This window comes from Flavobacterium okayamense, assembly GCF_019702945.1.
Lineage (GTDB): Bacteria > Bacteroidota > Bacteroidia > Flavobacteriales > Flavobacteriaceae > Flavobacterium > Flavobacterium okayamense.
In genome coordinates, this window is record NZ_AP024749.1 from 2,080,924 (window position 1) to 2,107,010 (window position 26,087).

26 protein-coding genes, 1 other RNA gene and 1 pseudogene are annotated in these 26,087 nt (G+C 29.9%); 14 read left to right on the forward strand and 14 right to left on the reverse strand.

Annotation, left to right across the window (positions count from 1 at the left end; all coding sequences use genetic code 11):
* Positions 1 to 61: 61 nt before the first annotated feature.
* Together KK2020170_RS09700 and KK2020170_RS09705 are read right to left on the reverse strand one after the other, a co-directional pair.
* Entirely contained in the window at positions 62 to 1,477 is a 1,416-nt protein-coding gene (locus KK2020170_RS09700) for an L-serine ammonia-lyase (RefSeq protein ID WP_221258139.1), read from the reverse strand.
* Positions 1,478 to 1,545: 68 nt separating this feature from the next.
* Positions 1,546 to 2,829 (reverse strand): DEAD/DEAH box helicase, encoded by a 1,284-nt coding sequence (locus KK2020170_RS09705; protein ID WP_221260031.1) that lies wholly within the window; start codon positions 2,827 to 2,829, stop codon positions 1,546 to 1,548.
* Between the two features lie 212 nt (positions 2,830 to 3,041).
* Between KK2020170_RS09705 and dnaK the strand changes: the two genes are divergently transcribed.
* The 3 genes from dnaK to KK2020170_RS09720 all read left to right on the forward strand — a co-directional run bounded on the left by dnaK (position 3,042) and on the right by KK2020170_RS09720 (position 6,690).
* On the forward strand, positions 3,042 to 4,931 hold the full coding sequence (dnaK, locus tag KK2020170_RS09710) for a molecular chaperone DnaK (RefSeq protein WP_221258140.1): 1,890 nt from the start codon (positions 3,042 to 3,044) through the stop codon (positions 4,929 to 4,931).
* A gap of 110 nt (positions 4,932 to 5,041) precedes the next feature.
* Positions 5,042 to 5,653 carry a hypothetical protein gene (locus KK2020170_RS09715; RefSeq protein ID WP_221258141.1) on the forward strand — a complete coding sequence of 204 codons (612 nt, stop codon included), beginning with the start codon at positions 5,042 to 5,044 and terminating at the stop codon, positions 5,651 to 5,653.
* 86 nt (positions 5,654 to 5,739) lie between these two features.
* Positions 5,740 to 6,690, forward strand: coding sequence for an NAD(P)H-dependent flavin oxidoreductase (locus KK2020170_RS09720; protein ID WP_221258142.1), 951 nt, complete (start codon positions 5,740 to 5,742; stop codon positions 6,688 to 6,690).
* A gap of 27 nt (positions 6,691 to 6,717) precedes the next feature.
* Here KK2020170_RS09720 and KK2020170_RS09725 read toward each other — a convergent pair whose 3' ends face one another.
* On the reverse strand, positions 6,718 to 7,791 hold the full coding sequence (locus KK2020170_RS09725; protein ID WP_221258143.1) for a glutaminyl-peptide cyclotransferase: 1,074 nt from the start codon (positions 7,789 to 7,791) through the stop codon (positions 6,718 to 6,720).
* Between the two features lie 88 nt (positions 7,792 to 7,879).
* Here KK2020170_RS09725 and ffs point away from each other — a divergent pair.
* The 4 genes from ffs to fsa all read left to right on the forward strand — a co-directional run bounded on the left by ffs (position 7,880) and on the right by fsa (position 10,182).
* Positions 7,880 to 7,978: signal recognition particle sRNA small type (ffs, locus tag KK2020170_RS09730), an RNA gene on the forward strand.
* Between the two features lie 60 nt (positions 7,979 to 8,038).
* The gene (locus tag KK2020170_RS09735) at positions 8,039 to 8,842 is read left to right on the forward strand and encodes an SDR family oxidoreductase (protein WP_221258144.1); all 804 of its coding nucleotides are present in this window, start codon (positions 8,039 to 8,041) and stop codon (positions 8,840 to 8,842) included.
* A gap of 2 nt (positions 8,843 to 8,844) precedes the next feature.
* Positions 8,845 to 9,477 (forward strand): hypothetical protein, encoded by a 633-nt coding sequence (locus KK2020170_RS09740; protein WP_221258145.1) that lies wholly within the window; start codon positions 8,845 to 8,847, stop codon positions 9,475 to 9,477.
* Positions 9,478 to 9,525: 48 nt separating this feature from the next.
* On the forward strand, positions 9,526 to 10,182 hold the full coding sequence (gene fsa, locus KK2020170_RS09745) for a fructose-6-phosphate aldolase (RefSeq protein ID WP_221258146.1): 657 nt from the start codon (positions 9,526 to 9,528) through the stop codon (positions 10,180 to 10,182).
* Positions 10,183 to 10,229: 47 nt separating this feature from the next.
* Here the strand turns inward: fsa and KK2020170_RS09750 are convergent, their stop codons facing one another.
* The 4 genes from KK2020170_RS09750 to KK2020170_RS09765 all read right to left on the reverse strand — a co-directional run bounded on the left by KK2020170_RS09750 (position 10,230) and on the right by KK2020170_RS09765 (position 14,080).
* Positions 10,230 to 11,636, reverse strand: a complete 1,407-nt coding sequence (locus KK2020170_RS09750) for a TlpA family protein disulfide reductase (RefSeq protein WP_221258147.1) — start codon at positions 11,634 to 11,636, stop codon at positions 10,230 to 10,232.
* A gap of 84 nt (positions 11,637 to 11,720) precedes the next feature.
* A complete protein-coding gene (locus KK2020170_RS09755; protein WP_221258148.1) occupies positions 11,721 to 11,912 on the reverse strand; it encodes a hypothetical protein in 192 nt (63 codons plus the stop codon).
* Positions 11,913 to 11,955: 43 nt separating this feature from the next.
* Positions 11,956 to 13,344, reverse strand: a complete 1,389-nt coding sequence (locus KK2020170_RS09760; protein WP_221258149.1) for a radical SAM protein — start codon at positions 13,342 to 13,344, stop codon at positions 11,956 to 11,958.
* Positions 13,337 to 14,080 carry a prolipoprotein diacylglyceryl transferase gene (locus KK2020170_RS09765; protein ID WP_221258150.1) on the reverse strand — a complete coding sequence of 248 codons (744 nt, stop codon included), beginning with the start codon at positions 14,078 to 14,080 and terminating at the stop codon, positions 13,337 to 13,339. Before KK2020170_RS09765 ends, KK2020170_RS09760 begins: the two co-directional genes overlap by 8 nt.
* A 107-nt stretch (positions 14,081 to 14,187) precedes the next feature.
* Here KK2020170_RS09765 and KK2020170_RS09770 point away from each other — a divergent pair, with 107 nt between their 5' ends.
* Positions 14,188 to 15,807 (forward strand): ABC-F family ATP-binding cassette domain-containing protein, encoded by a 1,620-nt coding sequence (locus tag KK2020170_RS09770; protein WP_221258151.1) that lies wholly within the window; start codon positions 14,188 to 14,190, stop codon positions 15,805 to 15,807.
* 43 nt (positions 15,808 to 15,850) lie between these two features.
* Here KK2020170_RS09770 and KK2020170_RS09775 read toward each other — a convergent pair whose 3' ends face one another.
* From KK2020170_RS09775 to KK2020170_RS09805, 7 genes and pseudogenes are all read right to left on the reverse strand, one after another.
* Positions 15,851 to 16,348 carry a hypothetical protein gene (locus tag KK2020170_RS09775; protein WP_221258152.1) on the reverse strand — a complete coding sequence of 166 codons (498 nt, stop codon included), beginning with the start codon at positions 16,346 to 16,348 and terminating at the stop codon, positions 15,851 to 15,853.
* An 18-nt stretch (positions 16,349 to 16,366) separates the two neighbouring features.
* Positions 16,367 to 17,332: a hypothetical protein gene (locus KK2020170_RS09780; protein ID WP_221258153.1), complete on the reverse strand. Its 966-nt coding sequence runs from the start codon at positions 17,330 to 17,332 to the stop codon at positions 16,367 to 16,369.
* Between the two features lie 205 nt (positions 17,333 to 17,537).
* Entirely contained in the window at positions 17,538 to 17,813 is a 276-nt protein-coding gene (locus KK2020170_RS09785) for a hypothetical protein (protein WP_221258154.1), read from the reverse strand.
* A gap of 899 nt (positions 17,814 to 18,712) precedes the next feature.
* Positions 18,713 to 19,219, reverse strand: coding sequence for a DUF6438 domain-containing protein (locus tag KK2020170_RS09790; protein WP_221258155.1), 507 nt, complete (start codon positions 19,217 to 19,219; stop codon positions 18,713 to 18,715).
* 181 nt (positions 19,220 to 19,400) lie between these two features.
* Positions 19,401 to 19,613: a (4Fe-4S)-binding protein gene (locus tag KK2020170_RS09795; protein WP_221258156.1), complete on the reverse strand. Its 213-nt coding sequence runs from the start codon at positions 19,611 to 19,613 to the stop codon at positions 19,401 to 19,403.
* A gap of 59 nt (positions 19,614 to 19,672) precedes the next feature.
* Entirely contained in the window at positions 19,673 to 20,311 is a 639-nt protein-coding gene (locus KK2020170_RS09800; protein WP_221258157.1) for a hypothetical protein, read from the reverse strand.
* 86 nt (positions 20,312 to 20,397) lie between these two features.
* Positions 20,398 to 21,268 (reverse strand): annotated as a pseudogene (locus KK2020170_RS09805) (pirin family protein).
* Between the two features lie 160 nt (positions 21,269 to 21,428).
* Here KK2020170_RS09805 and pyrR point away from each other — a divergent pair.
* The 6 genes from pyrR to KK2020170_RS09835 all read left to right on the forward strand — a co-directional run bounded on the left by pyrR (position 21,429) and on the right by KK2020170_RS09835 (position 25,961).
* On the forward strand, positions 21,429 to 21,971 hold the full coding sequence (gene pyrR, locus KK2020170_RS09810; protein ID WP_221258158.1) for a bifunctional pyr operon transcriptional regulator/uracil phosphoribosyltransferase PyrR: 543 nt from the start codon (positions 21,429 to 21,431) through the stop codon (positions 21,969 to 21,971).
* Positions 21,972 to 22,001: 30 nt separating this feature from the next.
* Positions 22,002 to 22,931, forward strand: coding sequence for an aspartate carbamoyltransferase catalytic subunit (locus KK2020170_RS09815; protein WP_221258159.1), 930 nt, complete (start codon positions 22,002 to 22,004; stop codon positions 22,929 to 22,931).
* Positions 22,932 to 23,306: 375 nt separating this feature from the next.
* Positions 23,307 to 23,639, forward strand: a complete 333-nt coding sequence (locus KK2020170_RS09820; protein WP_221258160.1) for a ribonuclease Z — start codon at positions 23,307 to 23,309, stop codon at positions 23,637 to 23,639.
* A gap of 42 nt (positions 23,640 to 23,681) precedes the next feature.
* Positions 23,682 to 24,587 carry a ribonuclease Z gene (locus KK2020170_RS09825; RefSeq protein ID WP_221258161.1) on the forward strand — a complete coding sequence of 302 codons (906 nt, stop codon included), beginning with the start codon at positions 23,682 to 23,684 and terminating at the stop codon, positions 24,585 to 24,587.
* A gap of 62 nt (positions 24,588 to 24,649) precedes the next feature.
* Positions 24,650 to 25,294, forward strand: coding sequence for a pyridoxamine 5'-phosphate oxidase (gene pdxH, locus KK2020170_RS09830; RefSeq protein ID WP_221258162.1), 645 nt, complete (start codon positions 24,650 to 24,652; stop codon positions 25,292 to 25,294).
* A gap of 163 nt (positions 25,295 to 25,457) precedes the next feature.
* Complete coding sequence (locus tag KK2020170_RS09835) at positions 25,458 to 25,961, forward strand: CAP domain-containing protein (protein WP_221258163.1); 504 nt, start codon at positions 25,458 to 25,460, stop codon at positions 25,959 to 25,961.
* The last annotated feature ends 126 nt before the right edge of the window (positions 25,962 to 26,087 follow it).

The following is a 26,087-nucleotide window of genomic DNA, read 5'->3' on the forward strand; positions in this document are numbered from 1 at the left end:
CCTAGACAAATTATTACGATTATTAGTAATAAATATTTTAAACGTAAAGAATTCAATGAGATTAACAATCTGCTAAATTAACACCAATGGCTAATCCGCCTTCAGAAGTTTCTTTATACTTAGAGTTCATATCTTTTGCAGTTTCCCACATAGTGTTGACTACTTTATCTAAAGGAACTTTTACATTTTTAGCATCAGTTTCTAAAGCAAGCTCGGCAGCATTAATTGCTTTTATTGCCCCCATAGTGTTTCTTTCAATGCATGGAATTTGTACCAAACCACCAATAGGGTCACAAGTTAGTCCTAAATGATGTTCCATAGCAATTTCAGCAGCAACTAAAACTTGATCTGGAGTTCCGCCCATAACTTCACATAACGCCCCAGCAGCCATTGCACTTGAAACTCCAATTTCAGCTTGACATCCACCCATAGCGGCAGAAATAGTTGCACCTTTTTTGAAGATTGAGCCAATTTCGCCCGCAACCATTAAAAATTGTTTAATTTGTTCCTCGTTTGCTTCGTGGTTTTCAATTACCATATAATACATTAGAACAGCAGGAATAACTCCGGCGCTTCCGTTTGTAGGTGCAGTAACCACTCTACCTAAAGAAGCATTTACTTCATTAACTGAAAGTGCAAAACACGAAACCCATTTTAGAATTTGTCTAAACTTAACTTCTGTTTGTCTAATAATTTGTAACCAAGAATAAGGATCATCATAAGGTAAAACACCAATTAAGTTTTTATGCATATCATAAGCACGACGTCTGACATTTAATCCACCAGGAAGTGTTCCTTCAGTATGGCAACCAATGTACATACATTCTAACATGGTATCCCAAATGCGAAGTAATTCAGAGTTAATTTCTTCTTCAGTTCGCATCGATTTTTCATTTTCATAAACTATTTGAGAAATCGATTTATTTTCTTTATGACAAAAGTCTAACAATTCACTTGCTTTATCTACCGGATAAGGGAACGCATATTTTATTTCTTCATTTCCATTATTTTCATCTTCTTTTACAACAAACCCACCACCAATTGAATAAAAAGTTGAGCTGTATTCTGTAGTTTCGGTATAAACTGTAAACGTTAATCCGTTTGCATGAAATGGTAGGAAATTTCTATTAAAAACGATATCTGTTTCAGGATTGAAAGGAATAATAATTTCGTTTCCTAAAAAGATTTCGTTTTTATTTTTAATTGCTGAAATAATTACATCAATACTTTCTACGGGAATATATTCTGGGTCAGCGCCACTTAATCCAAGCATAACTGCTAAATCTGTAGCATGTCCTTTTCCTGTTAAAGATAAAGAACCATATAAATCAACTTTTACTCGAATGATTGTATCTATTAGTTTTTGTTCTCTAACTTCATTTAAAAATCTTTCGGCTGCACGCCAAGGTCCAAGAGTGTGTGAACTTGAAGGTCCAACACCAATTTTCAACATATCGAAAACTGAAATACATTCCATACTAAAACGTTTGAGTTACAAAGATAAACAAAAGCGAATCACAAAATATACAAGCATTGTTATTTGGATTAATACCAACGTTTTTTATTTTTCTTAGAATTATCAGATTTTCTAGAATTTGAGTTTTTTGAATTTTTAGATTTCGAGTTATTTTTATTTCTAAAATCTTTCTTTTGAGTATTATCGCTTGATTTTGAATCTTTTGATTGATTTTCTATCCAAGGATAAGGATGATTAGGAACTTCTTTTGCGGAAATTTTTGTTAATTTAATGATGTCTTGCCAATATGTTTTTTCATCTTTTCCACAAAAGGAAATAGAAACACCTTCGTTTCCAGCTCTTCCAGTTCTTCCAATTCTATGAACGTAAGTTTCTGGGATGTTTGGTAAATCAAAATTTATAACAAAAGGTAATTGGTCAATATCAATTCCTCTTGCAGCAATATCAGTAGCAATTAAAAATTTTACTTTTTTACTTTTAAATTCGTCTAAAGCTCTAATTCTAGCCGATTGTGATTTATCGCCATGAATTGCAATTGCGGAAATATTTTTCTTAGATAAAGCTTTAACTAAATTATCAGCGCCATGTTTTGTTCTAACGAAAACTATTGCATTGTCTAATTTTTCTTCTTCAACTAAATGAACTAATAAGTTTCTCTTATTTTCTTTTTCAACAAAATAAATTTTTTGCTTCACACTTTGAGCTGTACTCGAAACAGGAGTTACCGAAATGTATTTTGGATTTTTCAAAAACTCATCAGCTAATACTCTAATTTCAAATGGCATTGTTGCCGAAAAAAGCAATGTTTGTCTATTTGATGGAGAAAGTTTAATTATTTTTTTTACATCATTTATAAATCCCATATCAAACATTAAATCTGCTTCATCTATTACTAAATGATGCATTTGGTCTAAATTTATAAATCCTTGTTTGTATAAATCTAAAAACCTACCTGGAGTAGCTATTACAATATCAACACCTTGTTTCAAAGCATCTACTTGAGGATTTTGATTAACACCGCCATATAAGACAAGCGAACGTATGTTTGTATATTTTCCATACAAATCGAAGTTCTCTTGAATTTGAATGGCTAATTCTCGAGTTGGTGTAACCACAACTGTTCGAATTAATTTTCTTTTCTTTATTGATCCAACAATAGGATGAAGTACATCTAAAATTGGTATAGCAAATGCAGCCGTTTTACCAGTTCCTGTTTGAGCACATCCTACAAGATCATTTCCTTCTAAGATTTCTGGAATGGCTTGTTCTTGAATTGGAGTAGGAGTAGTGTAATTTAACTCTTTAATTGCTTCAAGTATGGTTCGATGTATAGAAAAATCTGAGAATTGCATGTTTTTAAATTTTGACAAAGATAGTGTTATTTCTTTCATTATTTGGTAATTCGTCAGTTATTGAATGTCATGTTGTCAGTTGTTTTTTAGTTTTTATGACAAATAGTATTTTTTTTTCTGTTGGCACAATACTTGTCTAGTTGATAGCGTGCGAATGCACTGTTCACTCTTAGAGGAACAATCTTAAATGAATAAAAAAGGAGAAAAATATTATGAGTAAAATTATTGGAATCGATTTAGGAACAACGAACTCTTGTGTGGCTGTTATGGAAGGTGGAGAACCTGTAGTAATTGCAAACGCAGAGGGAAGAAGAACTACACCTTCAGTAATTGCATTTGTTGAAGGAGGAGAAATTAAAGTAGGTGACGCTGCTAAAAGACAAGCAGTAACAAATCCTACAAAAACAATTGCTTCTATTAAGCGTTTTATGGGTAATAAATATTCAGAAAGTGAAAAAGAAGCATCAACTGTAGCGTATAAAGTTGTAAAAGGAGATAACGACACCCCACGTGTAGATATCGACGGACGTTTGTATACGCCTCAAGAATTATCGGCTATGACACTTCAAAAAATGAAGAAAACAGCTGAAGATTATTTGGGAACTACTGTAACTAAAGCAGTTATTACTGTTCCAGCATACTTTAACGATGCACAGCGTCAAGCAACTAAAGAAGCCGGGCAAATTGCAGGGTTAGAAGTAATGCGTATTATTAACGAACCTACAGCTGCAGCATTAGCGTATGGTTTAGATAAAGCAGGTAAAGATCAAAAAATTGCAGTATACGATTTAGGTGGTGGTACATTTGATATCTCTATTCTAGAATTAGGTGACGGAGTTTTCGAAGTATTATCAACAAACGGTGATACACATTTAGGTGGTGATGACTTTGATCAAGTAATTATTGATTGGTTAGCAAATGAATTTAATGCTGCTGAAGGAGTAGATTTACGTAAAGACCCAATGGCTTTACAACGTTTAAAAGAAGCAGCTGAAAAAGCTAAAATTGAATTATCATCATCTACTCAAACAGAGATTAACTTACCATATGTAACGGCTACAGCATCGGGTCCAAAACACTTAGTGCAAACTTTAACAAGAGCTAAATTTGAACAATTAGCTCACGATTTAGTAAAACGTTCAATGGATCCAGTTGCAAAAGCTTTAAAAGATGCTGGTTTATCAACATCAGATATTGATGAGGTAATCTTAGTGGGTGGTTCTACACGTATTCCTGTTATTCAAGAAGAAGTAGAAAAATTCTTTGGTAAAAAACCTTCTAAAGGAGTTAACCCAGATGAGGTTGTAGCTATTGGTGCTGCTATCCAAGGGGGTGTATTAACTGGAGATGTAAAAGATGTATTATTATTAGATGTTACACCATTATCATTAGGTATTGAAACTATGGGTGGCGTAATGACAAAATTAATTGAAGCGAATACTACCATTCCTACTAAGAAATCGCAAGTATTCTCTACGGCAGCTGACAATCAACCATCGGTAGAAATTCACGTGTTACAAGGGGAAAGACCAATGGCAACAGACAATAAAACAATTGGACGTTTCCACTTAGACGGAATTCCACCTGCACAAAGAGGAGTACCTCAAATTGAAGTAACTTTTGATATCGATGCAAACGGTATTATAAAGGTTTCTGCAACTGATAAAGGAACAGGAAAATCGCATGATATTCGTATTGAAGCTTCTTCAGGATTAACGCCAGAAGAAATCGAAAAAATGAAGAAGGAAGCAGAAATGAATGCTGAAGCTGATAAAAAAGCGAAAGAAAAAGTGGATAAATTAAATGAAGCGGACAGCATGATTTTCCAAACTGAAAAACAGTTGAATGAGTTTGGTGATAAGTTATCTGAAGGTAACAAAACAGCTTTAAATGGAGCTTTAGAAGAATTGAAAAAAGCTTATGAAACTAAAGATGTTGATACCATTCAACCAGCTTTAGATAAAATTAACGAAGCTTGGAAAAATGCTTCAGAGGAAATGTACAAAGCACAAGCAGAAGGTGGTGCTCAACAAGCAGAACCACAAGGCAATGCTGATTCTGGAGATCAAACGCAAGATGTAGATTTTGAAGAAGTGAAATAATTTTAGTAATAACTAAATATAATAATTAAAAAAACCGAACTCTTAAAAGTTCGGTTTTTTGTTTTTTAAGTCAAAAAGTTTCGTATTTTGGAAGCACCAAAAACTTAAAAATGAAAAAAATAATTCTAATTGCATTTATTGCATTATTTGCCTTTACTGGTAGCGCTCAAAAAACAAAAAAAGTAACTTTAGGTAAAGTTGATAATTTAACAGCAGAAGTTGTTCCGAATGGGAAAGGGAAAAAACTTTTATTACAAGTAAAAAATGGTTCTGAAGTTGAAACACTTGATGTAAAATCAGTTGCTGATAATAATTTAAATCCAAAAGAATTTATAATGAAGTCTTTTTCGGTAAATGAAGCAAAATTTTATGTACTTACTTGGAAAGAGCAAATTACTACACAAACCAAATTGAAAAAAGAAGTAGCTGATATTACTGAATCTCAAATTTGGAATATTGAAACGAGTACATTACTACTAGGAAATACACAAAAATCAATTTACATTAAAGAAACTCAGTTTTTGGATAAGAATAAAACTGCATCTCACGAAGTTGAAAAAAAGAGAAATGAAGGGTTTGAATTTATTTTGAATAATGATGGTAGTGTAGTTTTAAAAACAAAAACTCAAGAGAATCATTATAAGTTTAATTTTGAAACTGGTAGATATGAACCATCAAAAGCAGTTGTTACTGCCAAATCTAATACTAAGAAAAAAAGATAATCCGATTTAGTCGGATTTTTTTACAATTAAATATTTTTATATGCATGCATAATAAATTTTGTATATTTGAATAAATAAATTGAAATATGTCTAAGCCAACTTTACAAGAAATATTAAATATTAAACATCCAATAATTATGGCGCCTATGTTTTTAGTATCTAATACTAAAATGGTTAAAGAAGCTATGAATTCTGGAATAGCCGGATGTATACCCGCTTTAAATTATAGAACTTTAGAACAGCTGAAAGATGCAATTAAAGAACTTAAAGAAGCAAAAGTTGAAGGAGGTAGTTTTGGATTTAACTTAATAGTTAATAAATCGAATGTCAAATATAAAGAGCAACTTCGTCTTCTGTGTGAAGAAAAAGTAGATTTTATTATTACTTCATTAGGAAGTCCTGAGGAAACTATAAAAGAAGCACATAAAGTAGGGGTTAAAGTGTTTTGTGATGTAACTGATTTAAATTATTCGCTAAAAGTTGAAAGTTTAGGAGCAGATGCATTAATAGCTGTAAATAATCAAGCTGGAGGACATAGAGGTGATATGAATCCAGAAGAGTTAATTAAAACCTTGAATGAGAAAACTAAATTACCTGTTATATCTGCAGGTGGCGTAGGTACTAAAAAGGATATTGATCAAATGTTAAGTTATGGTGCTATTGGAGTTTCTGTTGGGAGTCCTTTTATTGCATCTTTGGAAGCTGAAGTTTCAAACGAATACAAACAAGCTTGTGTAGATTATGGTGAAAAAGATATTGTTGTAACTGAACGTATTTCAGGAACACCTTGTACAGTAATAAATACACCTTATGTACAAAAAGTTGGTACAAAACAACCTTGGATAGAACGCATTTTAAACAAAAATAAAAGACTTAAAAAATGGGTAAAAATGTTCCGATTTTACATTGGAATGAAAGCTACAGAAAAAGCAGCAACTGAAGTAACTTATAAAACTGTTTGGGTTGCTGGTCCAAGTATTGAATATACAAATGCAATCTTACCAGTAAGTAAGATCATCGAGAAGTTAGTTAAGTAAAAAAAGAGGTTTAAAAAAACCTCTTTTTTATTCTTCAATTGTAATTTCAAATGTTTTGTCCCAATTTTTACCCGTTACAAAAATTGTTTTTGTTTTAGGGTTATAAGCTATACCATTTAATACGTCAATATCAGGATGTTGAGTTACTTTACTTCGTAAATCACTTAAATTGATAATGGCTTCAATTTCTCCTTTTAAATTTATAATTGCAATTGCATCTCTTCCGTAAACATTTGCCCATATTTTACCATCAATAAATTCTAATTCATTAAGGGCTTCAATTTTAGCATGTTTTGTGTATACATTTATGTAATCTATCTCTTTTAAATTTTCTGGATCTAAAACATAAATCTTTTCAGAACCTTCGCTCATGTAAAGTTTAGAACCATCATTAGTTAATCCCCAACCTTCCATATCTTTAAAATACTTAAAAGTTTTTAGTTTTTCAAAAGTTTCAACATCATAAACATAACCTTCATTGTTTTTCCAAGTTAATTGGTATAGTTTGTTATTTAATATGGTAATTCCTTCACCAAAGTATTGTTGACCTAAAACATGTTTTTTAATAATTTTACCTGATTTAAAATCAGTTTTTCTAATACTCGAAGTATCTCTAACACCAGTTCCGCTACCAGCTCCATTTCCAGTTCCTTCATACAATTCTCCATTGTGAAATTCAAAACCTTGTGTATAGGCGTGAATATCATGAGGATAGGTATTTACAATTTTATACTTTAAAAGTTTTGGTTCTATACTCGAAGCTACTGTAAACTTAGTTTCAGCCTCAATTGCATTTCCTTCTGTGTAGATAACAGCTTTAAGTTTTCTAAATCCTAACTTTTCATTTTTAAAATCTATAATTAGAGGTTTATTTGATGAAACTGTACCCATTTTATTATCATTAAAAAAATAGGATATTGAATCTATTGGAAGATTTTTCTCATTCTTTACTTTTAATTCAATACTTTCCGATAACTCATATACTTGTTTTAAATTAGAAGTATCAATAGAAAAAGCGTCTTTTAAATTATTTTTTTCATCATCACAAGCATTCGCAATTATTGCTAACGATATGAATGCGAATAGTTTACTGTTTAACATTGTAAAAAAGATTTGTTAGTACAATATACAACGAATTTTTAAAGTTTCAATTGCCTTGTAAAAATATAAAAAGATTGTATATTTGCACCGGCAAGTCCTACACGACCAGCTCCTGCAGAATCCCCCAGGGTGGGAACGCAGCAAGGGTACGCGGTTGTAGCGGTGCGATGTAGGTCGCTTGCCATTTTTTGTTAGCCCTGAGGGGCTTTTTTTATGCCTTTTTGTTACCTTCGTAAAAATCTTTTAAATGAGTAAAGTTGTATTTATAACGGGAGCTTCATCGGGAATCGGTAAGGCAATTGGAGAGTTTCTTTTAAATAAAGGATTTAAAGTTTATGGGACGAGTAGAAATCCTGAGCGTTATCCTGATTCTAAAATTGAATTAGTTACTTTAGATGTTAGAAATTCTGAAAGTATTAAAAGTGCGGTTCAATTTGTGTTACAAAAAGAAAGTAAGATACATGTTGTTATAAATAATGCAGGGGTTGGAATTACTGGTCCTTTAGAGGAAATTCCTCTAGAGGAAATTAAAAATAATTTTGAAACAAACTTATTTGGTCCAATCGAAGTGATGAAAGCTGTTTTACCTTCAATGCGCCAACATAAATCAGGGTTAATTATAAATATTACTTCTATTGCTGGATATATGGGATTGCCTTTTAGAAGTGTGTATTCGGCTTCAAAAGGTGCTTTAGAATTAATTACCGAAGGTATTAGAATGGAAGTAAAACCATTTAATATTCACATTACAAATGTCGCTCCTGGTGATTTCGCTACAAATATTGCAGCTGGACGTTATCATGCACCATTAGTTAAGGGTTCAGATTATGAAATAACTTACGGAAAAACTTTAGAAATGATGAACGAACATGTAGATGATGGGAGTAACCCGAATGATATGGCAGAAGCTATTTTTACAATTATTCAATCTTCTAAACCTAAAGTACATTATAAAGTAGGTGCTTTTATGCAGAAGTTTTCAATTGTATTAAAGCGAATTTTACCAGATACTATGTATGAAAAATTGTTGATGAATCATTATAAGTTATAAAAATGAAAAAAATATTATTTTATTTGTTCTTAATATCTCATATAAGTTTCTCTCAAACTTCAAAAGATAGTATAAATAGTGGAAAATTTTTTGTTGACTTTTCTGGAGGTTTTTCAAAGCGACTTGGTTCATTGGAAAAAACGGGAGATTATATTTTAGATCAAAAAATAGAAAGTGCTTCTAAAGGATATTTCTATGAAATTGGACTATCAGCTCAATTAATTCCTAATTCAAGTCATTATATGGGAATTAAGTTTAATCAATTTTTAAAAATATTAAATGGAAATAAAATTTCTACATCATTTATAGGCGTTGGGTATATGTATAGCCCTGAATTGAGTGATGGTAGTTATTTTAGTGTTGATGCCTATTTAGGATATATCATTTATAAGGATAATGAGTTTTATTTAGATGATTATGTAATGAAATCGAATTCTCTTGGAGTTACTACCAGTGTGTCGTATTATATTTATATCGCTAAAGGTGTATATTTTGGGCCTAAACTTGGATTACAACTTGGAAGTAGTAAAAAGTTTAAAGTAACTAGTCCAATGGGTAATGAAACTTTAAATTTTGATGAAGCAGAAAGTTTTTCTAAAATAGATTTTGGTTTATCATTTAGATTTAATTTGTAATTTTACACCTTCAAAAAAACAACACAGAATTATATCAAATTAAAAAGTATGAAATTTTTTATCGACACAGCTAATTTAGAACAAATTAAAGAAGCACAAGCTTTAGGAATTCTTGATGGCGTTACTACAAATCCATCTTTAATGGCTAAAGAGGGAATTACTGGAACTAACAATATTTTAAAACATTATGTAGACATTTGTAATATTGTTGATGGTGATGTAAGTGCAGAAGTTATTGCAACTGACTTTGAAGGAATGATTAAAGAAGGTGAGGAGTTAGCTGAATTACACGAACAAATTGTAGTTAAAATTCCAATGACTAAAGACGGAATTAAAGCTTGTAAATATTTTTCTGATAAAGGAATTAAAACAAACGTTACTTTAGTATTTTCTGCTGGACAAGCTTTATTAGCGGCAAAGGCTGGAGCTACTTATGTTTCGCCATTTTTAGGAAGATTAGACGATGTTTCAACAGATGGTTTGAATTTAATTGATGAAATCAGATTAATTTATGATAACTATGCTTTTGAAACGCAAATTTTAGCTGCTTCTGTTCGTCACACGATGCACGTTGTAAATTGTGCTAAAATTGGTGCAGATGTTATGACAGGACCTTTATCTTCAATCTTAGGATTATTAAAACATCCTTTAACTGATTTAGGTTTAGAGCAATTCTTAGCAGATTACGCAAAAGGAAATAAATAATATATTTCAATAAATAAAAAAAGGGACGTTTTTAAACGTCCCTTTTTTTATTCTAGTTCTTTGCCAAAGTTTATATCAAATACATTTGCAAAGGCATTCTTTATCGTTCCATCTGGGTTTAAAACTATTGTTCGGTGAACACGAGTAATAACCCAATTCTCTTTAATATCTTGGAATTTTGTAGATTTTAATTCTGTAACTTGTGATAAGTTGTTTTCATTTAAAACTTTTAACCAATTTTCATTAGAATCGTTAATGTTGATGGCTACAAAATTAACATCTGGATATTTTTCTTGATATAGTTTAATTTTTTTATGAACCGATTTATTGTGAGAATCTGCATGTGTAGTCCAAAAGAAAACAACCGTTTTTTTATCTTTTGTTAATGTATTAACCGCTACAGGATTTAAATCTCTATCAATTAAATCAATATTAGGTAAAGTATTTCCAACTTTTAAATTTTGAACAGCATCGTAAATAGTTTTAAATTCAGCTTTTTGTTCGTTATCCGTAGATAAAGCCAAGTAACGATCAATAAACTCTTGATTATTAAAAAAACGTTCACCTTTAAGTAAATAACGATAGGCAATATTATATAAAACTACATTTTTAATTTTTTGATCTTTTATTAAGGTATCAGCAACGTTTAGCTTGTAAATGTTATCTTCTAAAGAAAACTCTTCAAATTTGTAATCACTTTTTACAAAAGCTTTATTGTTTAAGAAAGCAGTTACGTAATTAATAAAAGGCGAAAAGTTTGTAAAATTTGAATTACTAAAATTCAAATGCTTTCTGTAATTATAAAAGTCATTTGGTAAAGAATCGTAAACTTTTGTATCTGTTTTGTATTGATGAGCAACAGGATAAACTTCTTTTTTGTAGTAATAATTAAAGTCAATTCCTGCTTTAGCAACTGAATCAAAAGCATCACTCCAACCAATTTCAACTCTTCTTTTTAAATAATCAGCAGTTCTGATTTTGTAAAGCGAATCAATAGTTTTTGTAAATGATTTAGGGTTTCTAACTAATATATCATACAAACTACTTAATTCATTCTCATTCTTTAAAAATTGATCTATTAAGAAATTGTTTTTTTCATCACCTCTTCCACAAAATGCTAACGAATTATCAAAATCGTGAGAGTTTAATCGAATCATTAAACTATCATTTTTGTCGAAAAAAACATATTGATATTCAGGTAAATGTTGAAAAGTATAAAGACCAGGCGCTAACGAATCGAACTTGTGTAAAAATCTATTCTTTTCATCAAGGTAAATAGTGTCAATTACTTTTCCGTTTTTTAAGAACAGAACTTCTTTGCTTTGTGGATTAATTATTTCTCCTCCAAAATAAGCTATATAATTATCTTCTTCAAATACTCTTTCACAAGATGTAAATGTTGAAATACATAGTAGGGTTAAGGGAAAAATGTTAAGTAGGTAATTTTTAAGCATGTAATAGACTTGTTGTTTCTTAAACAAATGTATTGGTTAAAATTTAATAAGCTTGTTAATAGACAGTTAAAATAAACCTATTATTTAATGAAGGTTTAATGTAAAAGTAGCAGCACAAGTACTAAATCCAATTAAAAATGTTATTGCAGAATATGAAATTAATTTCAAACCGAGTTTATGTGATTTCTTAAAAAAAAGCATAATTAATCCTATAAAGAATACAATAGCACTAATCACTGCTACAATAGCACTTAAACTCATTAAAATTTCTTTCATTTCATTTCTTTTTACTAAACAAATAAAATAATAAATATTCAAATTAAAAATTTATTTTCTCTCGAATTTCATTAATTTTATTATCTCTGTAAAACAAATTCATAGTTTCAAAAGGCACCATTTTGTATTTTTCTGAAACTATATGAACACATGATTTTTTAACTGCTCTAACATCAAAATCATAAGCGTCCATAAAATTCATAATTATTATTCTAAAAAGATTTTCATAGTTTAAATTATCTGATTGTACCCTCGGTAAACAACACATTAATTCTCCAAAAGTGTTTTCTGCACAATCGACAGAAACTCCAGTGCTAAACATTGAAACTAAATGTTTTTTTAGTTCTTCATCGTTTTCATAAACAATTGTGTTTTTAGTAGAATTTAATAAATCATCAGGATTAATTAAATTAGTCATTGGGTAAACTTCACCATCTATTTTTAGAGCATAAGCCATACATAAAGCATCTGGATTGCAAGGTACCGGAATTAAATCTTCTGGAGTAAAGATAGGTGATTGTTCATAAATTTTCCGTCTAACTTCAGTTAGTGTAATTCTTCCATTATCATCATTATAGTTTTCATTTCTACCAGCTACTTGAGTAGGTTGAAAAGTTACACCTCTTACACATTTTTGTTTTAAAGCATAATCAATTATTTTGCCTATTTCATCGTCGTTTTCACCTTTTTGAAGGGTAACAACTAAAGTTGTTGAAAGATTAAATTTATTTAAATTTTCGATTGCTTTAGTTCTAATTTCAGTCAAATCTTCTCCTCTTAGTTTTTCTAAAACTTCTTGTTTAAAACTATCAAATTGCAGATATATTTCAAAATCGGGCATATAAGAAGCTAATTTTTCAACAAAATTTATGTCTTTAGCAATTCTAATACCATTTGTATTTAACATTAAATGTTTGATAGGTTTTTTCTTTGCAATATCTAATATTTCAAAAAAATCAGGATGAACAGTTGGTTCTCCACCGGAAATTTGTACAACATCAGGTTCTCCCTCATTAGCAACAATTATATCAAACATTCTTTCAATTTCTTCAAGAGTTCTGTGTCTACCATAATTTGGAGCAGAGTTCGCATAACAAGTTGGACATGCTAGATTACATCTATCTGTAACCTCTACAATTGATAGGCATGAATGTTGTTCATGATCAGTACACAATCCACAATCATAAGGGCATCCATAATGTACTTTTGTATTAAATTTTAAAGGTATTTCAGATTGCTTATTAAAGTTTCTTATTTGTTTATAATATTCAATATCATCAGCAATCATAACTTTTGATTCACCATGAGTTCTACAATTTTTAAGCATCCAAACTTTATCATTTTGAAATACAATTTTGCAGTCAATTAACTTTAAACACTCTGGACATAAGCTCTTTGTATAGTCGTAAAAAATATAATCTCTATTAGGCATAATCAGTTTTAAAAAATAATTTGTAGATAAATTTATGATAATAAATAAATATAAAAATTGAACTCCATTGAATAATACTTAACCCCAAAAATATACTCTCATAAGGTTTTATAAATTCAACAAGAAAACGATATATAAAATATAAAATCATAAAAAGTTTAAAATTATCACCATTTACAAAATCATTCCTTTTTAATTTAATAAAAAGTATGAAAAGTAAAATCATATATATCATTTCGTATAGTGAAACTGGATGTCTTAATTTTCCATCACCAAGATTAATTCCAGTAAAAAATGTAGTTTCAACACCAAATGTAGGTTCAGCTATTCCCATTGAAAAACAACCAATTCTTCCAATAAATAATGCAATTATTATTGGTAATACATACAAATCTCCAGAAGATTTCTTTTCACCAATTATTTTTTTTATCAATTCGACACCAAATAAACCACCCAAAAAGCCTCCAGCTACTGTCTTACTCTTATATATATTTAAAAATGTTTGTTCTGATAATATAGAAGGAGTTTCTAATAAGGCAATAAAACGTGAGCCTATTAAAGCACCTAAAGTAGCACCTATTAAAATCCATAATCTATTTTCATCAGAAATTAAATCATTTTTTTTTCTTCTTAAATGATAATATACTCTAATTCCTACAATAAAAGCTAGTGTTTCAAAAATAAAATGAAAATAGATTTTTTCTCCAAATAAGCTAAAGTAATAGGGAAATTGCATTTATTTTTTAATGTTGAAGGTAAAAGTAATAAAAAACCAATTATACAATACTTAAAACTAATCTTGAATGCTTATTTTTGCATCGATTTTTAAATTTATAAATAAAAATGCTAACAGTTTCTAATTTATCCGTACAGTTTGGAAAACGAATTTTATTCGACGAAGTAAATGTAACATTTACCCAAGGTAACTGCTACGGAATCATTGGTGCAAATGGTGCCGGAAAATCAACATTCTTAAAAATTTTAGCGGGTGATATTGAGGCTACATCGGGACAGGTTATTCTAGAACCAGGTAAACGTATGTCGGTTTTAAACCAAAATCACAATATGTTTGATGAACATACAGTTTTAGAAACTGTATTAATGGGGAACAAAGTTTTGCACAAAGTGAAAGCTGAAATGGATGCGTTGTATTTAGATTATAATGATGAAAACGCTGATAGAATAGGGGAATTACAACTTCAGTTTGACGAAATGAACGGTTGGAATGCTGATTCTGACGCTGCTACTTTATTATCTAATTTAGGTATTGGAGAAGAGTTTCATTATACCTTGATGGGCGAAATGGATGGAAAATTAAAAGTTCGTGTGTTATTAGCACAAGCTTTATTCGGAAATCCTGATGTGTTGATTATGGATGAGCCTACTAATGACTTGGATTTTGAAACAATCGGTTGGTTAGAAAATTTCTTAGCAAATTATGAAAATACGGTTTTAGTTGTATCGCACGACCGTCACTTTTTAGATGCTGTTTGTACGCATATTTCAGATATCGATTTTGGAAAAATTACACATTATTCGGGTAATTATACTTTTTGGTATGAATCATCACAGTTAGCAGCACGTCAAAGAGCGCAACAAAATAAGAAAGCTGAAGAGAAAAAAGCTGAATTAGAAGAGTTCATCCGCCGTTTTAGTGCGAACGTTGCGAAGTCGAAACAAGCAACTTCTCGTAAAAAAATGATTGAAAAATTAAATGTATCTGAAATTAAACCTTCAAGTAGAAGATATCCAGCAATTATTTTTGAACAAGAGCGTGAAGCAGGTGACCAAATTTTAAATATTCAAGATTTGAGTGCATCGATTGATGGTGAAGTTTTGTTTACAAATGTTGATTTAAACTTAGCTAAAGGCGATAAAGTGGTAGTTTTCTCTAAAGATTCGAGAGCAACTACAGCATTTTATCAAATTTTGAATGGAAAAATGAAAGCCGATTCTGGAAAATTTGATTGGGGTGTAACAACTACACAATCGTATTTGCCAGTTGATAATCATGAGTTTTTTGAATCGAAAGATTTAAACTTAGTAGATTGGTTACGTCAATGGGCAAAAACTGAAGAAGAAAGAGAAGAAGTAAACATTAGAGGTTTCTTAGGGAAAATGATTTTCTCTGGAGAAGAAGCTTTAAAGAAATGTAACGTACTTTCTGGAGGTGAAAAAATGCGCTGTATGACATCTCGTATGATGATGACAAGAGCCAATGTATTAATGTTAGACGAACCTACAAATCACTTAGACTTAGAGTCGATTACAGCGTTTAATAACTCGTTGAAAAACTTTAAAGGAACAGTTCTATTAACAACACATGACCACGAGTTTGCACAAACTGTTGGTAATCGTATTTTAGAATTAACACCAAAAGGGGTAATCGATAGATACATGACCTTTGATGAGTATTTAGACGATCCTAAAGTAAAAGAATTACGTCAATCGATGTATGCATAATAAAAGAAAATCCCGCAATTAGCGGGATTTTTTATTCATAATTCTATAAAGGAGCATTAATTAAAAAATGGGAAAATTTTCTTGTTTTTAAATTTATAAATCCCTGAAAATAGCATTTTCCACCTCCTAAGACTTCAACTTTTTGTTCTTTCCAATTAAAATCATCTTTTACTTTGCAAAAGCAATTAATAAATACTTCTTTTTCACCTGTTTTGTTAATTAAATAAGGAAAATATTGTCTTTTATATTCATCTAAATTTACATTTAGATTCGGAAGTTCATCTGGAAAATCTTTAAAATTTTCTTTTAATTCTAAATTCATTTGATCAACAGCCAAAGGTAAGATTTCATTAATAATTTTAAGCTCATTTTTTGTAAGAAATGTTGCAGTTTCCCCTTTCCAATTGTGGGTTTCTAAAATAACTATATAAACTTCACCTTTTGAATTTTTAATATATTTTTCTGATTTTACTTCATATCTATTATTACAGCTAGAAATAATCATAAAAAATAAAATTGAAATTTTTTTTGATATATTCATTTAAAATGGATTTAAAAACTAATTCTTTTTAATCATGCCAATCAAACTTTTTATGGTAAAAGCATTTAATGGAAACTCTAAGAATACATGTAAATAACTTAAAAAGAATAACGCGATTAATCCCGTTTTATAATCATAAAGATAAATACCTATTGAAAGGATATATATAAACAGTATCCAAAAAAGTTTTTGTTTTGAAATTGTTTTTCCCCAACCAATGATTGACGTTTTTGAAAACCAATTCAAATAATGATAGGTATAAGCAAATGCTATAAAAATTTGAATTTTTATGCCTATTTCAGAAATTACAGCGAAATTATCATTCTCTAAACTTCCGCTAAGTTTTGCAATATTAGCACTTACTGTAGCAAAATTACTGCTTAAAAAAGTATCGATTGTCTCAATAGACGGTTTTGTAAGCGTAAGTAATTCTCGTGGTAAAAATGAAATAACAAACGGAATCGCAGCTAAAACTAATACGGAATAAATTCCTGTTTTACTTTTCGATTTTATAGAACCAAATAAGATAAATAGCAGCGTAAAAAGATAAACGTGAATTATTGTTGGTAAAAAAACTACTATATATAAAAACAAATCTTGTAAAAACTTGGTAGCTAAAAATACGACTATACCAATAACGACAAGTAAACTTAAGAGTGTTTTTTTGCTTTTATAAAATAGTAAGCCAATTGAAAACAAAAATGCCGAAAGTAGTAATGTACCACTATTTCTCGATAACAAATCTAAAATTCTTTGTGAAGTTATATTTAAATCAAAATCAAGAAAATTTATAATAGGCGCAATTGAAATTAAAATTGTAAAAGCTAATAAAATCAAGGCATATTTTATGTTGGCCTGCATAAAATAGTTTTTATTCTTAAGCCAGTTTATCTCTGTTAGATAATGTAACGGGCCTAAAACAGCATAAGAAAATAGAAACAACTCAAAAGGAATAATAATTGCAATAATTAACGACACTATCATGAAAATGATATTTAAGAAGTCGATATTGGAATTAAGTTGCGAAGTAAATCCTTTTAACATGAATAAAAATAATCTAGGGATTAGTTTTTTAGTTAGTAAAGCAAATATAGAATTTTCATGGTAAGGATTATGAATTTTAAGAAAAATAGGGATATTCTTGAACTAGCCATTACTTGTAACTGCTGTTAGCAGTAGTGTTTATAATTTATTCTGCTGACCTTATGAAATATCCTAAGCAAAACGCACAAATGAATAGTCCTAACAAATTTATCCAAGTCAAAATTTTTCTGTTTTTGTATTTATTAGTTAGGATTAAAATACTTGGAATCGTAAATAAGTTTAGAAATAATGTAAATGGTAAAATAAGTAACCCAAATCCAAATGGTCCGCCACCAGTTAATATTATTTTTACAGTTTCAGGAATAAAATAAAAGGCATTCATTCCAATGATTAAAATTCCCGTAAACTTGTTAATGTTCATTTTTTTTAATTAAAATCGATTTTCAATTCTTGAGTATGTGCTAACGTTTCGCGGCTACAAGTAGTGGCGTGAACCAGCACCAAGCCATAACAAAAATAAAAAAACATTCCATTGAATAGCGGTTTTTTCAGAGGAAAAACCAAACCAAATCTATTAAGGCTACCTACTATTAACAAACGTTTTTAGATTAAAGTAAATATTTTTCCAAGTATTAAAATTATCAAAATTATAATTACTAGAAATTTTTGAGCTTTAAATATTTTGTTTATAGAGTTCCAATTATAAAGAAAGACAAAAGTTGGTAATAAATACGAACTGATTTTGAAATCTCTTTCTAGGTAAATAGGGTTATGTATGAAAAAGTTCAAAAGTCTAACTAAGAAAAGTAAGCAAACATAAAAAATGAAAATAGAATTTGCTTGTCCAAAACGATTTCTAATGCTCAGTTTTCTGTTTTTTAAACAAATTTTGGAAAGCCAAATGTAGGTCGTATAAGTAAAACCAAAACAAACGGAGCTAATTCCAATTAAATTCATTATAAATGGAGAGAAATTATAGTTTTCGTAATTAATAAAATAAGGGTTTTGACTGCTAAAAGTAAAATTAGCAAACATTGTTGTCAATCTCAGTAAATAATTTAGTGTTATTGAATAGCCTAAACCAATTATTAAACCAAAGTAAAATTGTTTTTTGCCAATATTACTTATAGATAAAATAGGTTTAAATTTGCTCATTCAGATTTGGTTTTACAAAATGTATTCCAACGTTTTGCGGCTACAAGTAGTGGCGTGAGCCGGCACCAAGCCATAACAAATATAGACTTATTTTAGGAAAATTCGGAGAATTTTCCGAGCAGTTACAAACCAAGCCATTACTTGTAACCGCTGTTAGTAGCTGGTTTAATTAAACGCTTCAATTTTTAATTCTTCACTCGTTTTCGTTAAGTTTTCTGAGCTAGAAATTTTATAAACAAAAGACATTAATTTTTCCCAATGTCCAGCTGGATATATGTATATCATTGGCTTTCTTTGATTTTTAATGTATAAAATTATAGATAATTGTGAGCCTTCTTTAAGTACTATTGTATTTGGTTCACGTATTGGCTCAGTAATTCCAGATTTTTCCAAATCAATTTTTTCAATTAATGAAATGAGTTCTGAATAAGTTTCATTATCAAGTTTGCCTTTATAGTACCCTATTTTCAAAGTGTCTATTTTCCGTTTTTGATATGCTTTTTCAATAAACAGTTTAACTTCTTTCTTTTTATTTATTTCCAAATGATATTCAGGACAAGTTCCAAAGCATTTTGATGTGTGAAAAATTATTTTTTCAAATTCATTATCATTTTTTTTTGAAGCACAGCTAATTAATATAAAAGGAATAATTAGGTAAAATATCTTTTTCATAAGTTAAATCTTCAAGTAGTTATTCTAATTTGGAGTTTTTCGTCAAAACTTGCTACTAACTCGTTTATACTCGCATGTTTTATACTGCTTTTATTCCATATTGGAAGGATAGTCGCATAAAATTACTGTTTTAGTTTTGCTAAAATAAATAAAATTAAAATAAAGGCTAAATATTAAAAGCTTATTCTTCTTTTTTAATACTTAAAGCACCACTGGGACATTTTGCTACTTGGTCTATTAATTCTTGTGAAGTTGCATGTTCTGGTTTTACCCAAGGTTTTTCTTTTGGGTTATACACTTTAGGTAATGTTTTTACACACATGCCGCTATGTGTACATTTTTCGGGTTTCCAAATAATATTAACTTCTCCGTTTGTATATTCTTTGTGTTCCATACTGTGTTGTTTTAAATAAAGTTACAAAAAAAAGTGAAGCTAACTGCTTCACTTATATTTTATTCAACTGTTACTAGACCATTATATTCAATAACAACTTGAGCTATATCAGTATATTTATATTCTCCATTTTTTATTTTTTGGACAATTGTGGGGTTATCGGCAAAATATTTAGAAGCACGCTTTTTAAATAAACTATTTCTGTTAACACTTTTACCATCATTAAACGCAACAGCTGTGGCATAATCTTCATTATCTCTTTTGCAATAAAAATTTATTCCTCCAGAACTAAACCCTTGCATATTATAAACGGGCCTAAATTTACCATTACCCCAAGTATAAGTATAAAGTTTTACTTTGCCTATTGGTATTGCGGCTTGCATTAGTTCGGTTTTGTCACTAGACTTATCAATTCTAACATTATAATAATCTATAATAGCTCCATTATAACCTTTAAAGGTAATTTTTTCGACATCTTTTTTAGAAACTTTTTCAGTTTTATCTCCAATGGTTATTTTAAATTCTTTTTCATTTGATAAAATAGGAAAGCTTACTTTTCCATTTTTTGTATTTCCATCTTTTAATGTTATAACCACATCGGACTCATCTACAACAGATTGGTTTTTCTTAGACTTTTGGCAATTCCCATTTAATCCAATTAAAATTAGTAAAACTGTTATTAAAATGTTTTTTCTCATTGTTTGATTAAAGATTAAGTTTTTTTATTAATACTATTTGTAGGCAATATAGGATTAATAATTTAACCAACAAGAACTTTTTTTAATCAACTTAAACTTCCAAATTTTCCGTCATTAAAATCGTTAAACGCTTGAATAATTTCTTCACGTGTATTCATTACAAATGGGCCATGCGCAACTATAGGCTCATTTATGGGTTCGCCACTTAAAACTAAAACTATCGCATTTTCTGTAGCTTCAATAGTAAAAGTTTCGCCATCATTTTCAAATAATACAAAATGATCTGTTGCAACATTCTCACCATTCACTTTTACATTTCCTTCAATTACGACTAAACCTGTATTGTAATTTGCCGGAAAATTAAATTCTGCTTTTCCACCCGCATTTAGTTTAGCGTTCATCATATTTACTGGACTAAATGTAAAAGCTGGACCTTTATTACCGTTATAATTCCCAGCAATAACTTCAATAAAACTATTTTTACCCAAATCAACTTTCGTCATTTCGTTGTTTTTAATGGCTTGATATTTAGGGGCACTCATTTTATCTTTTTTTAGGTAAATTCACCCATAGTTGTACCATTTGGAAAATACCACCTTCTTTAGCCCATTCAGTCTCATGAAATTCTTTATGTAAAACGCCACTTGCAGCTGTCATCCATTGCACATCACCTTGCCCGATAATTCCGCCACCACCAGCACTATCATGATGCTCTACTTTTCCGTTATAAGCAATAGTTACCGTTTCAAAACCTCTATGCGGATGTACGCCAACTCCTCTTGGAGAATCTGTTGGGGCGAAAAAGTGTTTTGAATTATAATCTAACATTATAAAAGGGTTCATTCGTTCCATATCTAAATGATATGCACTTGGAATAAAATTGTGAACTCTAAAGCCATCACCTACAAAATGTGGAGTAGGAGGAGCTATAACTAATTCTATATTTTTTGTTGCCATACCTTAAATATTTAATTGTTTACTACAAATTTACTACTTGTTTAATAGATGAAACTTAATGTAGGACAAGAAAATAGCTGTTTTACAGTTTTGAGAATATTTCCACTTGAAATAATAAATTTTATTGTAAATTTACACACCAAACACAACTACTTACTTCATGAGTCAAAAAATATTACTTTCCGCAAAAGAAGTAAACATTATTTTGCACCGTTTGGCTTGTCAGTTAATTGAAAATCACAATGATTTTTCAAATACTATTTTAATAGGAATTCAACCAAGAGGAACTTATTTAGCCAAAAGATTAGCTACAATCTTAGAAAACGATTATAAAATTTCAAACATCAAGTTAGGGTTTTTAGATATTACATTCTTTAGAGATGACTTTAGAAGAGGTGAAAAGCCTTTAGAAGCCAATAAGACTGAAATTAATTTTATTGTGGAAGATAAAAAAGTGGTCTTTATTGATGATGTTTTATACACTGGAAGAAGTATACGTTCGGCATTAACAGCGATTCAATCGTTTGGTCGTCCGGCTGAAATTGAGCTTCTAGCTCTAATAGATAGACGTTTTAGTAGACATTTACCAATTCAGCCTGATTATAGAGGAAGACAAGTAGACGCTATAAATAATGAAAAAGTAGTGGTAAAGTGGCATGAAAATGATGGTGAGGATTTAGTACTACTTGAAGAGAAAAAATAAAAAGACAACAACACAACGACAATACCATAAATGAAAGAGTTATCAGTAAATCACTTAATCGGAATAAAGTATATAACGAAAGACGATATTGATTTAATCTTTGAAACTGCCGATCACTTTAAAGAAGTTATCAATAGGCCAATAAAGAAAGTACCTTCACTTCGCGATGTTACTATTGCAAATATTTTCTTTGAAAACAGTACGCGTACAAAACTTTCATTTGAATTAGCTCAAAAACGACTTTCTGCAGATGTAATTAGTTTTTCGGCAGCACAATCATCTGTGAAAAAAGGCGAAACTTTAATTGATACAGTAAATAACATTCTATCAATGAAGGTTGATATGGTGGTAATGAGACATAGTTCGCCTGGTGCAGCTCATTTCTTATCGCAAAACATTAATGCAAGTGTAGTGAATGCTGGTGATGGTGCACATGAACACCCAACACAAGCTTTATTAGATAGTTTTACGATAAGAGAAAAGTTAGGTGATGTAGGAGGAAAGAAAGTTGTTATTGTTGGAGATATCTTACACTCAAGAGTTGCGTTGTCAAATATTTTTGCGCTACAAAAATTAGGAGCAGAAGTTAAATTATGCGGACCGAAAACCTTAATGCCTAAATATGTAGAAAGTTTAGGGGTAAAAGTTGAACCTAATTTGAGAAAAGCTTTAGAATGGGCTGATGTTGCAAATATGCTTCGTGTTCAAAATGAGCGTTTAGATGTGAATTATTTTCCATCAACAAGAGAATACGCCCAACAATATGGTGTTACCAAAGAATTATTAGATTCGCTTAACAAAGAAGTAGTAATTATGCATCCAGGACCAATAAATAGAGGTGTAGAGATTACTTCAGATGTTGCAGATTCTCAACAATCGGTTATTTTAAACCAAGTAGAGAATGGTGTAGCTATTAGAATGGCGGTTATTTATTTATTGGCTAGTAAAATAAAGCAATAGATTTAGTATTTTTTGGAATGAACATTATATTGAAAAAGATTTTCTATTTTATTACTATAGCTATTATTTTAATTTTTGGAAGATATATTATTGAAGGACCAGGGAAACAGATGGTTTTCGTAATTATTGTTAATTTTTGGCTTTCTGTTTGTGCTCTATTAATTTATTCTATGAGTTCATATATTTTTAAAAATTTAGTTTTAAAAACATTATTTTCAGTTATTTTATTTTTTATTCTTAATTTTTATTTTTTGGGTCCCTTTTTTTATATTGAATTAATTATCTATGTTTTATCTGTAATTACATTATCTTTATATATTGAAGATAAGTTTAGATAAAATAAAAAAACTATCTTAGCGTAGCTAAAATTTACATATGAAAGTAGATAGAAAAGGACATACTACTGTAATAAAAGAAACAAAAGGAGATATTCAGTTGTTTATGAATAATCTAACGAATGTTTTCCACGATTTTAAAAATGATAATTTAATTGTTGATGTTTCTCATGACAATAAAGTTACATTGGTAGATTTACTAAAATTTAAAGATTTGGTGAAACAGCATAAAAAAGCTAAAAAATCTTTTGTTATAGTTGCTGAGAATGTAGACTTTAACGATGTTCCTGAAGACATTCATATAGTACCTTCGGTTTTAGAAGCGCATGATATTATTGAAATGGAAGAAATCGAGCGCGATTTAGGATTTTAATTTACTGCTTCAAGTTATATGCTCTAAGCTAAAAGCATAAAAATGAAATTAACCATATTAGGCTGTTACGCTGCAACACCCCGAACCATATCAAATCCTACTGCTCAAGTTTTAGAAATAAAAAACCATTTATTTTTAATAGACTGTGGAGAAGGAACTCAAGTTCAGCTACGCAAGAATAAAATCAAGTTTTCAAAAGTTAACCACATCTTTATTTCCCATTTACATGGCGATCATTTTTATGGATTAGTAGGTCTATTATCTACTTTTATGTTATTGAATCGTGAAAATGATTTACATGTTTACGGCCCAAAAGGAATTAAAGAAATTATCTTACTACAATTAAGAGCTTCTGGGTCTTACACTGGCTATAATTTATATTTTCACGAGTTAATTTCTAAAGAAAGTGAAATCATTTTTGAAGATGAAAAAGTGGTGGTTAAGACAATTCCATTAAAACACAGAGTGTATACAAATGGCTTTTTATTTCAAGAAAAAAACATAAAGCGTAAGTTGAATTTAGAAGCTATAGAAAGCTATAAAATAGACACTTGCTATTTTCAAAAACTAGTTTACGGAGGCGATATGAAGTTAGAAGATGGAACTATTATTCCAAACGAAGTACTCACATCAGACCCTGATCCTGAGAAAAGTTATGCTTTTTGTAGCGATACTGTCTATAACGAAGATATTCTTCCCATCATTAAAGATGTTGATGTACTCTATCATGAAACTACTTTTTTAGATAGTGAGGAACATCTTGCTGAAAAAACTATGCATACAACTGCAAAACAAGCCGCAAAAATTGCTAAATTGGCAAATGCTAAAGCTTTAATTATGGGACATTATTCAACACGTTATGGTAGTTTAGATCCTTTTAAAGAAGAAGCAGAAACTATTTTTACTAATGTAATTCTTGCAGATGATGGAAAAACAATCGAACTCTGAGAGCTATTTAAGCCGAATTTTAAAATTTATATTTAATCTTTTTGTAAAGAAGAAAAAATAATATGAGCGATTTAAGTGATTACAGAAAATCTTATGAAAAGTCAGAACTTTTAGAAACTAATATTCCAGAAGATCCTATTAATTTATTTAACCGTTGGTTTCACGAAGTAGAAGACTTTGGAGGAGTTGATGAAGTTAACGCCATGACAGTTTCAACCTTAGGATTAGATGGTTTTCCTAAGAGTAGAGTAGTATTGCTTAAAAGGTTTAATGAAGAAGGCTTTATTTTTTATACCAATTATAATTCTGAAAAAGGAAAAGCAATTATAGAAAACCCTAATATTTGTTTGTCATTTTTTTGGCATTCTATGGAACGACAAGTTATTATTAAAGGTGTAGCTGAAAAAACACCAACAATAATTTCTGATAACTATTTTGCTTCCCGACCTAAAGGAAGTCAATTAGGCGCTTTAGTTTCTGCACAAAGTGAAATCATTCCTAATCGCGAATATTTAGAAGATAACTTAAAACAATTAGAAAAAGAATACGAAGGAAAAGAAGTACCACGACCTGATTTTTGGGGCGGATTTTTAGTTAAACCAGTTGAAGTTGAATTTTGGCAAGGACGTCCAAATCGTCTTCATGATCGTATTCGTTATAAATTATCAGAAAATTACTACTGGAATATAGATAGATTATCTCCCTGATAATCAAATACTTAATTAAATGTTAAAAAAACATGCATTTCGTCGAAAAAAATTGCATGTTGTCGGATAGGTTGTATATTTGTCCTGTAAATCAATCACTTAGTCGATGATTGAGCTGCAAAGACAACTATAAAAAAATATTAACATTTAATTGAGTTTGATTATGAAAAAAGTAATGTTAACCCTTTTTGCCCTATTCACAATTTCTTTTTTAACTTCTTGTTCTAGCGATAGCGAATCTGTTGATTCAAGCAACCCTACTGTTGCAGACGCTACTGCAAAAGATTACAATCACTCAACATTTGAATTAGAACTTTTAGACTTAGTAAACGAATATCGTGTAAGTCAAGGTTTAAATACATTGTCTATAATTGAACATATTTCTTATGTTTCAGCTGGACATGATGACTATATGATTTCTGTTAATCAAGTAAGTCATGATAACTTTAATACTAGAAAAACAAACATGCAACAAGTATTAGGAGCTATTAGAGTTGGAGAAAACGTTGCTTACGGATTCTCAACACCTGAAGCTGCTTTAAATGCTTGGATTCAAAGTGATAGTCACCGTGCTAATCTTGAAGGAGATTATACTCATTTTGGAATTGCAGTTAAAGATAATTTAGAGGGTAGAAAATACTACACAAATATGTTTATTAAAAAATAAATTGATTTGAGTAGTAAAAAAGGGCAACGTTTGTTGCCCTTTTTTTATGTTTAAAAAAACGTAAACCTCTAATGAATATTAGAGGTTTACTAAAATGGATTAGAGGGTAGAAGTTACGAGAAGTTA

Bases quoted from the DNA above. Each gene is read 5' to 3' on its own strand.
- KK2020170_RS09720 (WP_221258142.1), top strand. From the start codon at position 5,740: ATGTCTAAGCCAACTTTACAAGAAATATTAAATATTAAACATCCAATA.
- dnaK (WP_221258140.1), top strand. From the start codon at position 3,042: ATGAGTAAAATTATTGGAATCGATTTAGGAACAACGAACTCTTGTGTG.
- KK2020170_RS09790 (WP_221258155.1), bottom strand. From the start codon at position 19,219: ATGAAAAAGATATTTTACCTAATTATTCCTTTTATATTAATTAGCTGT.
- KK2020170_RS09785 (WP_221258154.1), bottom strand. From the start codon at position 17,813: ATGAACATTAACAAGTTTACGGGAATTTTAATCATTGGAATGAATGCC.
- KK2020170_RS09700 (WP_221258139.1), bottom strand. From the start codon at position 1,477: ATGGAATGTATTTCAGTTTTCGATATGTTGAAAATTGGTGTTGGACCT.
- KK2020170_RS09715 (WP_221258141.1), top strand. From the start codon at position 5,042: ATGAAAAAAATAATTCTAATTGCATTTATTGCATTATTTGCCTTTACT.
- KK2020170_RS09800 (WP_221258157.1), bottom strand. From the start codon at position 20,311: ATGAGAAAAAACATTTTAATAACAGTTTTACTAATTTTAATTGGATTA.
- KK2020170_RS09820 (WP_221258160.1), top strand. From the start codon at position 23,307: ATGAAAGTAGATAGAAAAGGACATACTACTGTAATAAAAGAAACAAAA.
- pdxH (WP_221258162.1), top strand. From the start codon at position 24,650: ATGAGCGATTTAAGTGATTACAGAAAATCTTATGAAAAGTCAGAACTT.
- KK2020170_RS09795 (WP_221258156.1), bottom strand. From the start codon at position 19,613: ATGGAACACAAAGAATATACAAACGGAGAAGTTAATATTATTTGGAAA.
- KK2020170_RS09760 (WP_221258149.1), bottom strand. From the start codon at position 13,344: ATGCCTAATAGAGATTATATTTTTTACGACTATACAAAGAGCTTATGT.
- KK2020170_RS09735 (WP_221258144.1), top strand. From the start codon at position 8,039: ATGAGTAAAGTTGTATTTATAACGGGAGCTTCATCGGGAATCGGTAAG.
- KK2020170_RS09740 (WP_221258145.1), top strand. From the start codon at position 8,845: ATGAAAAAAATATTATTTTATTTGTTCTTAATATCTCATATAAGTTTC.
- KK2020170_RS09770 (WP_221258151.1), top strand. From the start codon at position 14,188: ATGCTAACAGTTTCTAATTTATCCGTACAGTTTGGAAAACGAATTTTA.
- KK2020170_RS09775 (WP_221258152.1), bottom strand. From the start codon at position 16,348: ATGAATATATCAAAAAAAATTTCAATTTTATTTTTTATGATTATTTCT.
- KK2020170_RS09835 (WP_221258163.1), top strand. From the start codon at position 25,458: ATGAAAAAAGTAATGTTAACCCTTTTTGCCCTATTCACAATTTCTTTT.
- KK2020170_RS09755 (WP_221258148.1), bottom strand. From the start codon at position 11,912: ATGAAAGAAATTTTAATGAGTTTAAGTGCTATTGTAGCAGTGATTAGT.
- KK2020170_RS09765 (WP_221258150.1), bottom strand. From the start codon at position 14,080: ATGCAATTTCCCTATTACTTTAGCTTATTTGGAGAAAAAATCTATTTT.
- fsa (WP_221258146.1), top strand. From the start codon at position 9,526: ATGAAATTTTTTATCGACACAGCTAATTTAGAACAAATTAAAGAAGCA.
- KK2020170_RS09815 (WP_221258159.1), top strand. From the start codon at position 22,002: ATGAAAGAGTTATCAGTAAATCACTTAATCGGAATAAAGTATATAACG.
- KK2020170_RS09825 (WP_221258161.1), top strand. From the start codon at position 23,682: ATGAAATTAACCATATTAGGCTGTTACGCTGCAACACCCCGAACCATA.
- pyrR (WP_221258158.1), top strand. From the start codon at position 21,429: ATGAGTCAAAAAATATTACTTTCCGCAAAAGAAGTAAACATTATTTTG.
- KK2020170_RS09750 (WP_221258147.1), bottom strand. From the start codon at position 11,636: ATGCTTAAAAATTACCTACTTAACATTTTTCCCTTAACCCTACTATGT.
- KK2020170_RS09780 (WP_221258153.1), bottom strand. From the start codon at position 17,332: ATGATAGTGTCGTTAATTATTGCAATTATTATTCCTTTTGAGTTGTTT.
- KK2020170_RS09705 (WP_221260031.1), bottom strand. From the start codon at position 2,829: ATGCAATTCTCAGATTTTTCTATACATCGAACCATACTTGAAGCAATT.
- KK2020170_RS09725 (WP_221258143.1), bottom strand. From the start codon at position 7,791: ATGTTAAACAGTAAACTATTCGCATTCATATCGTTAGCAATAATTGCG.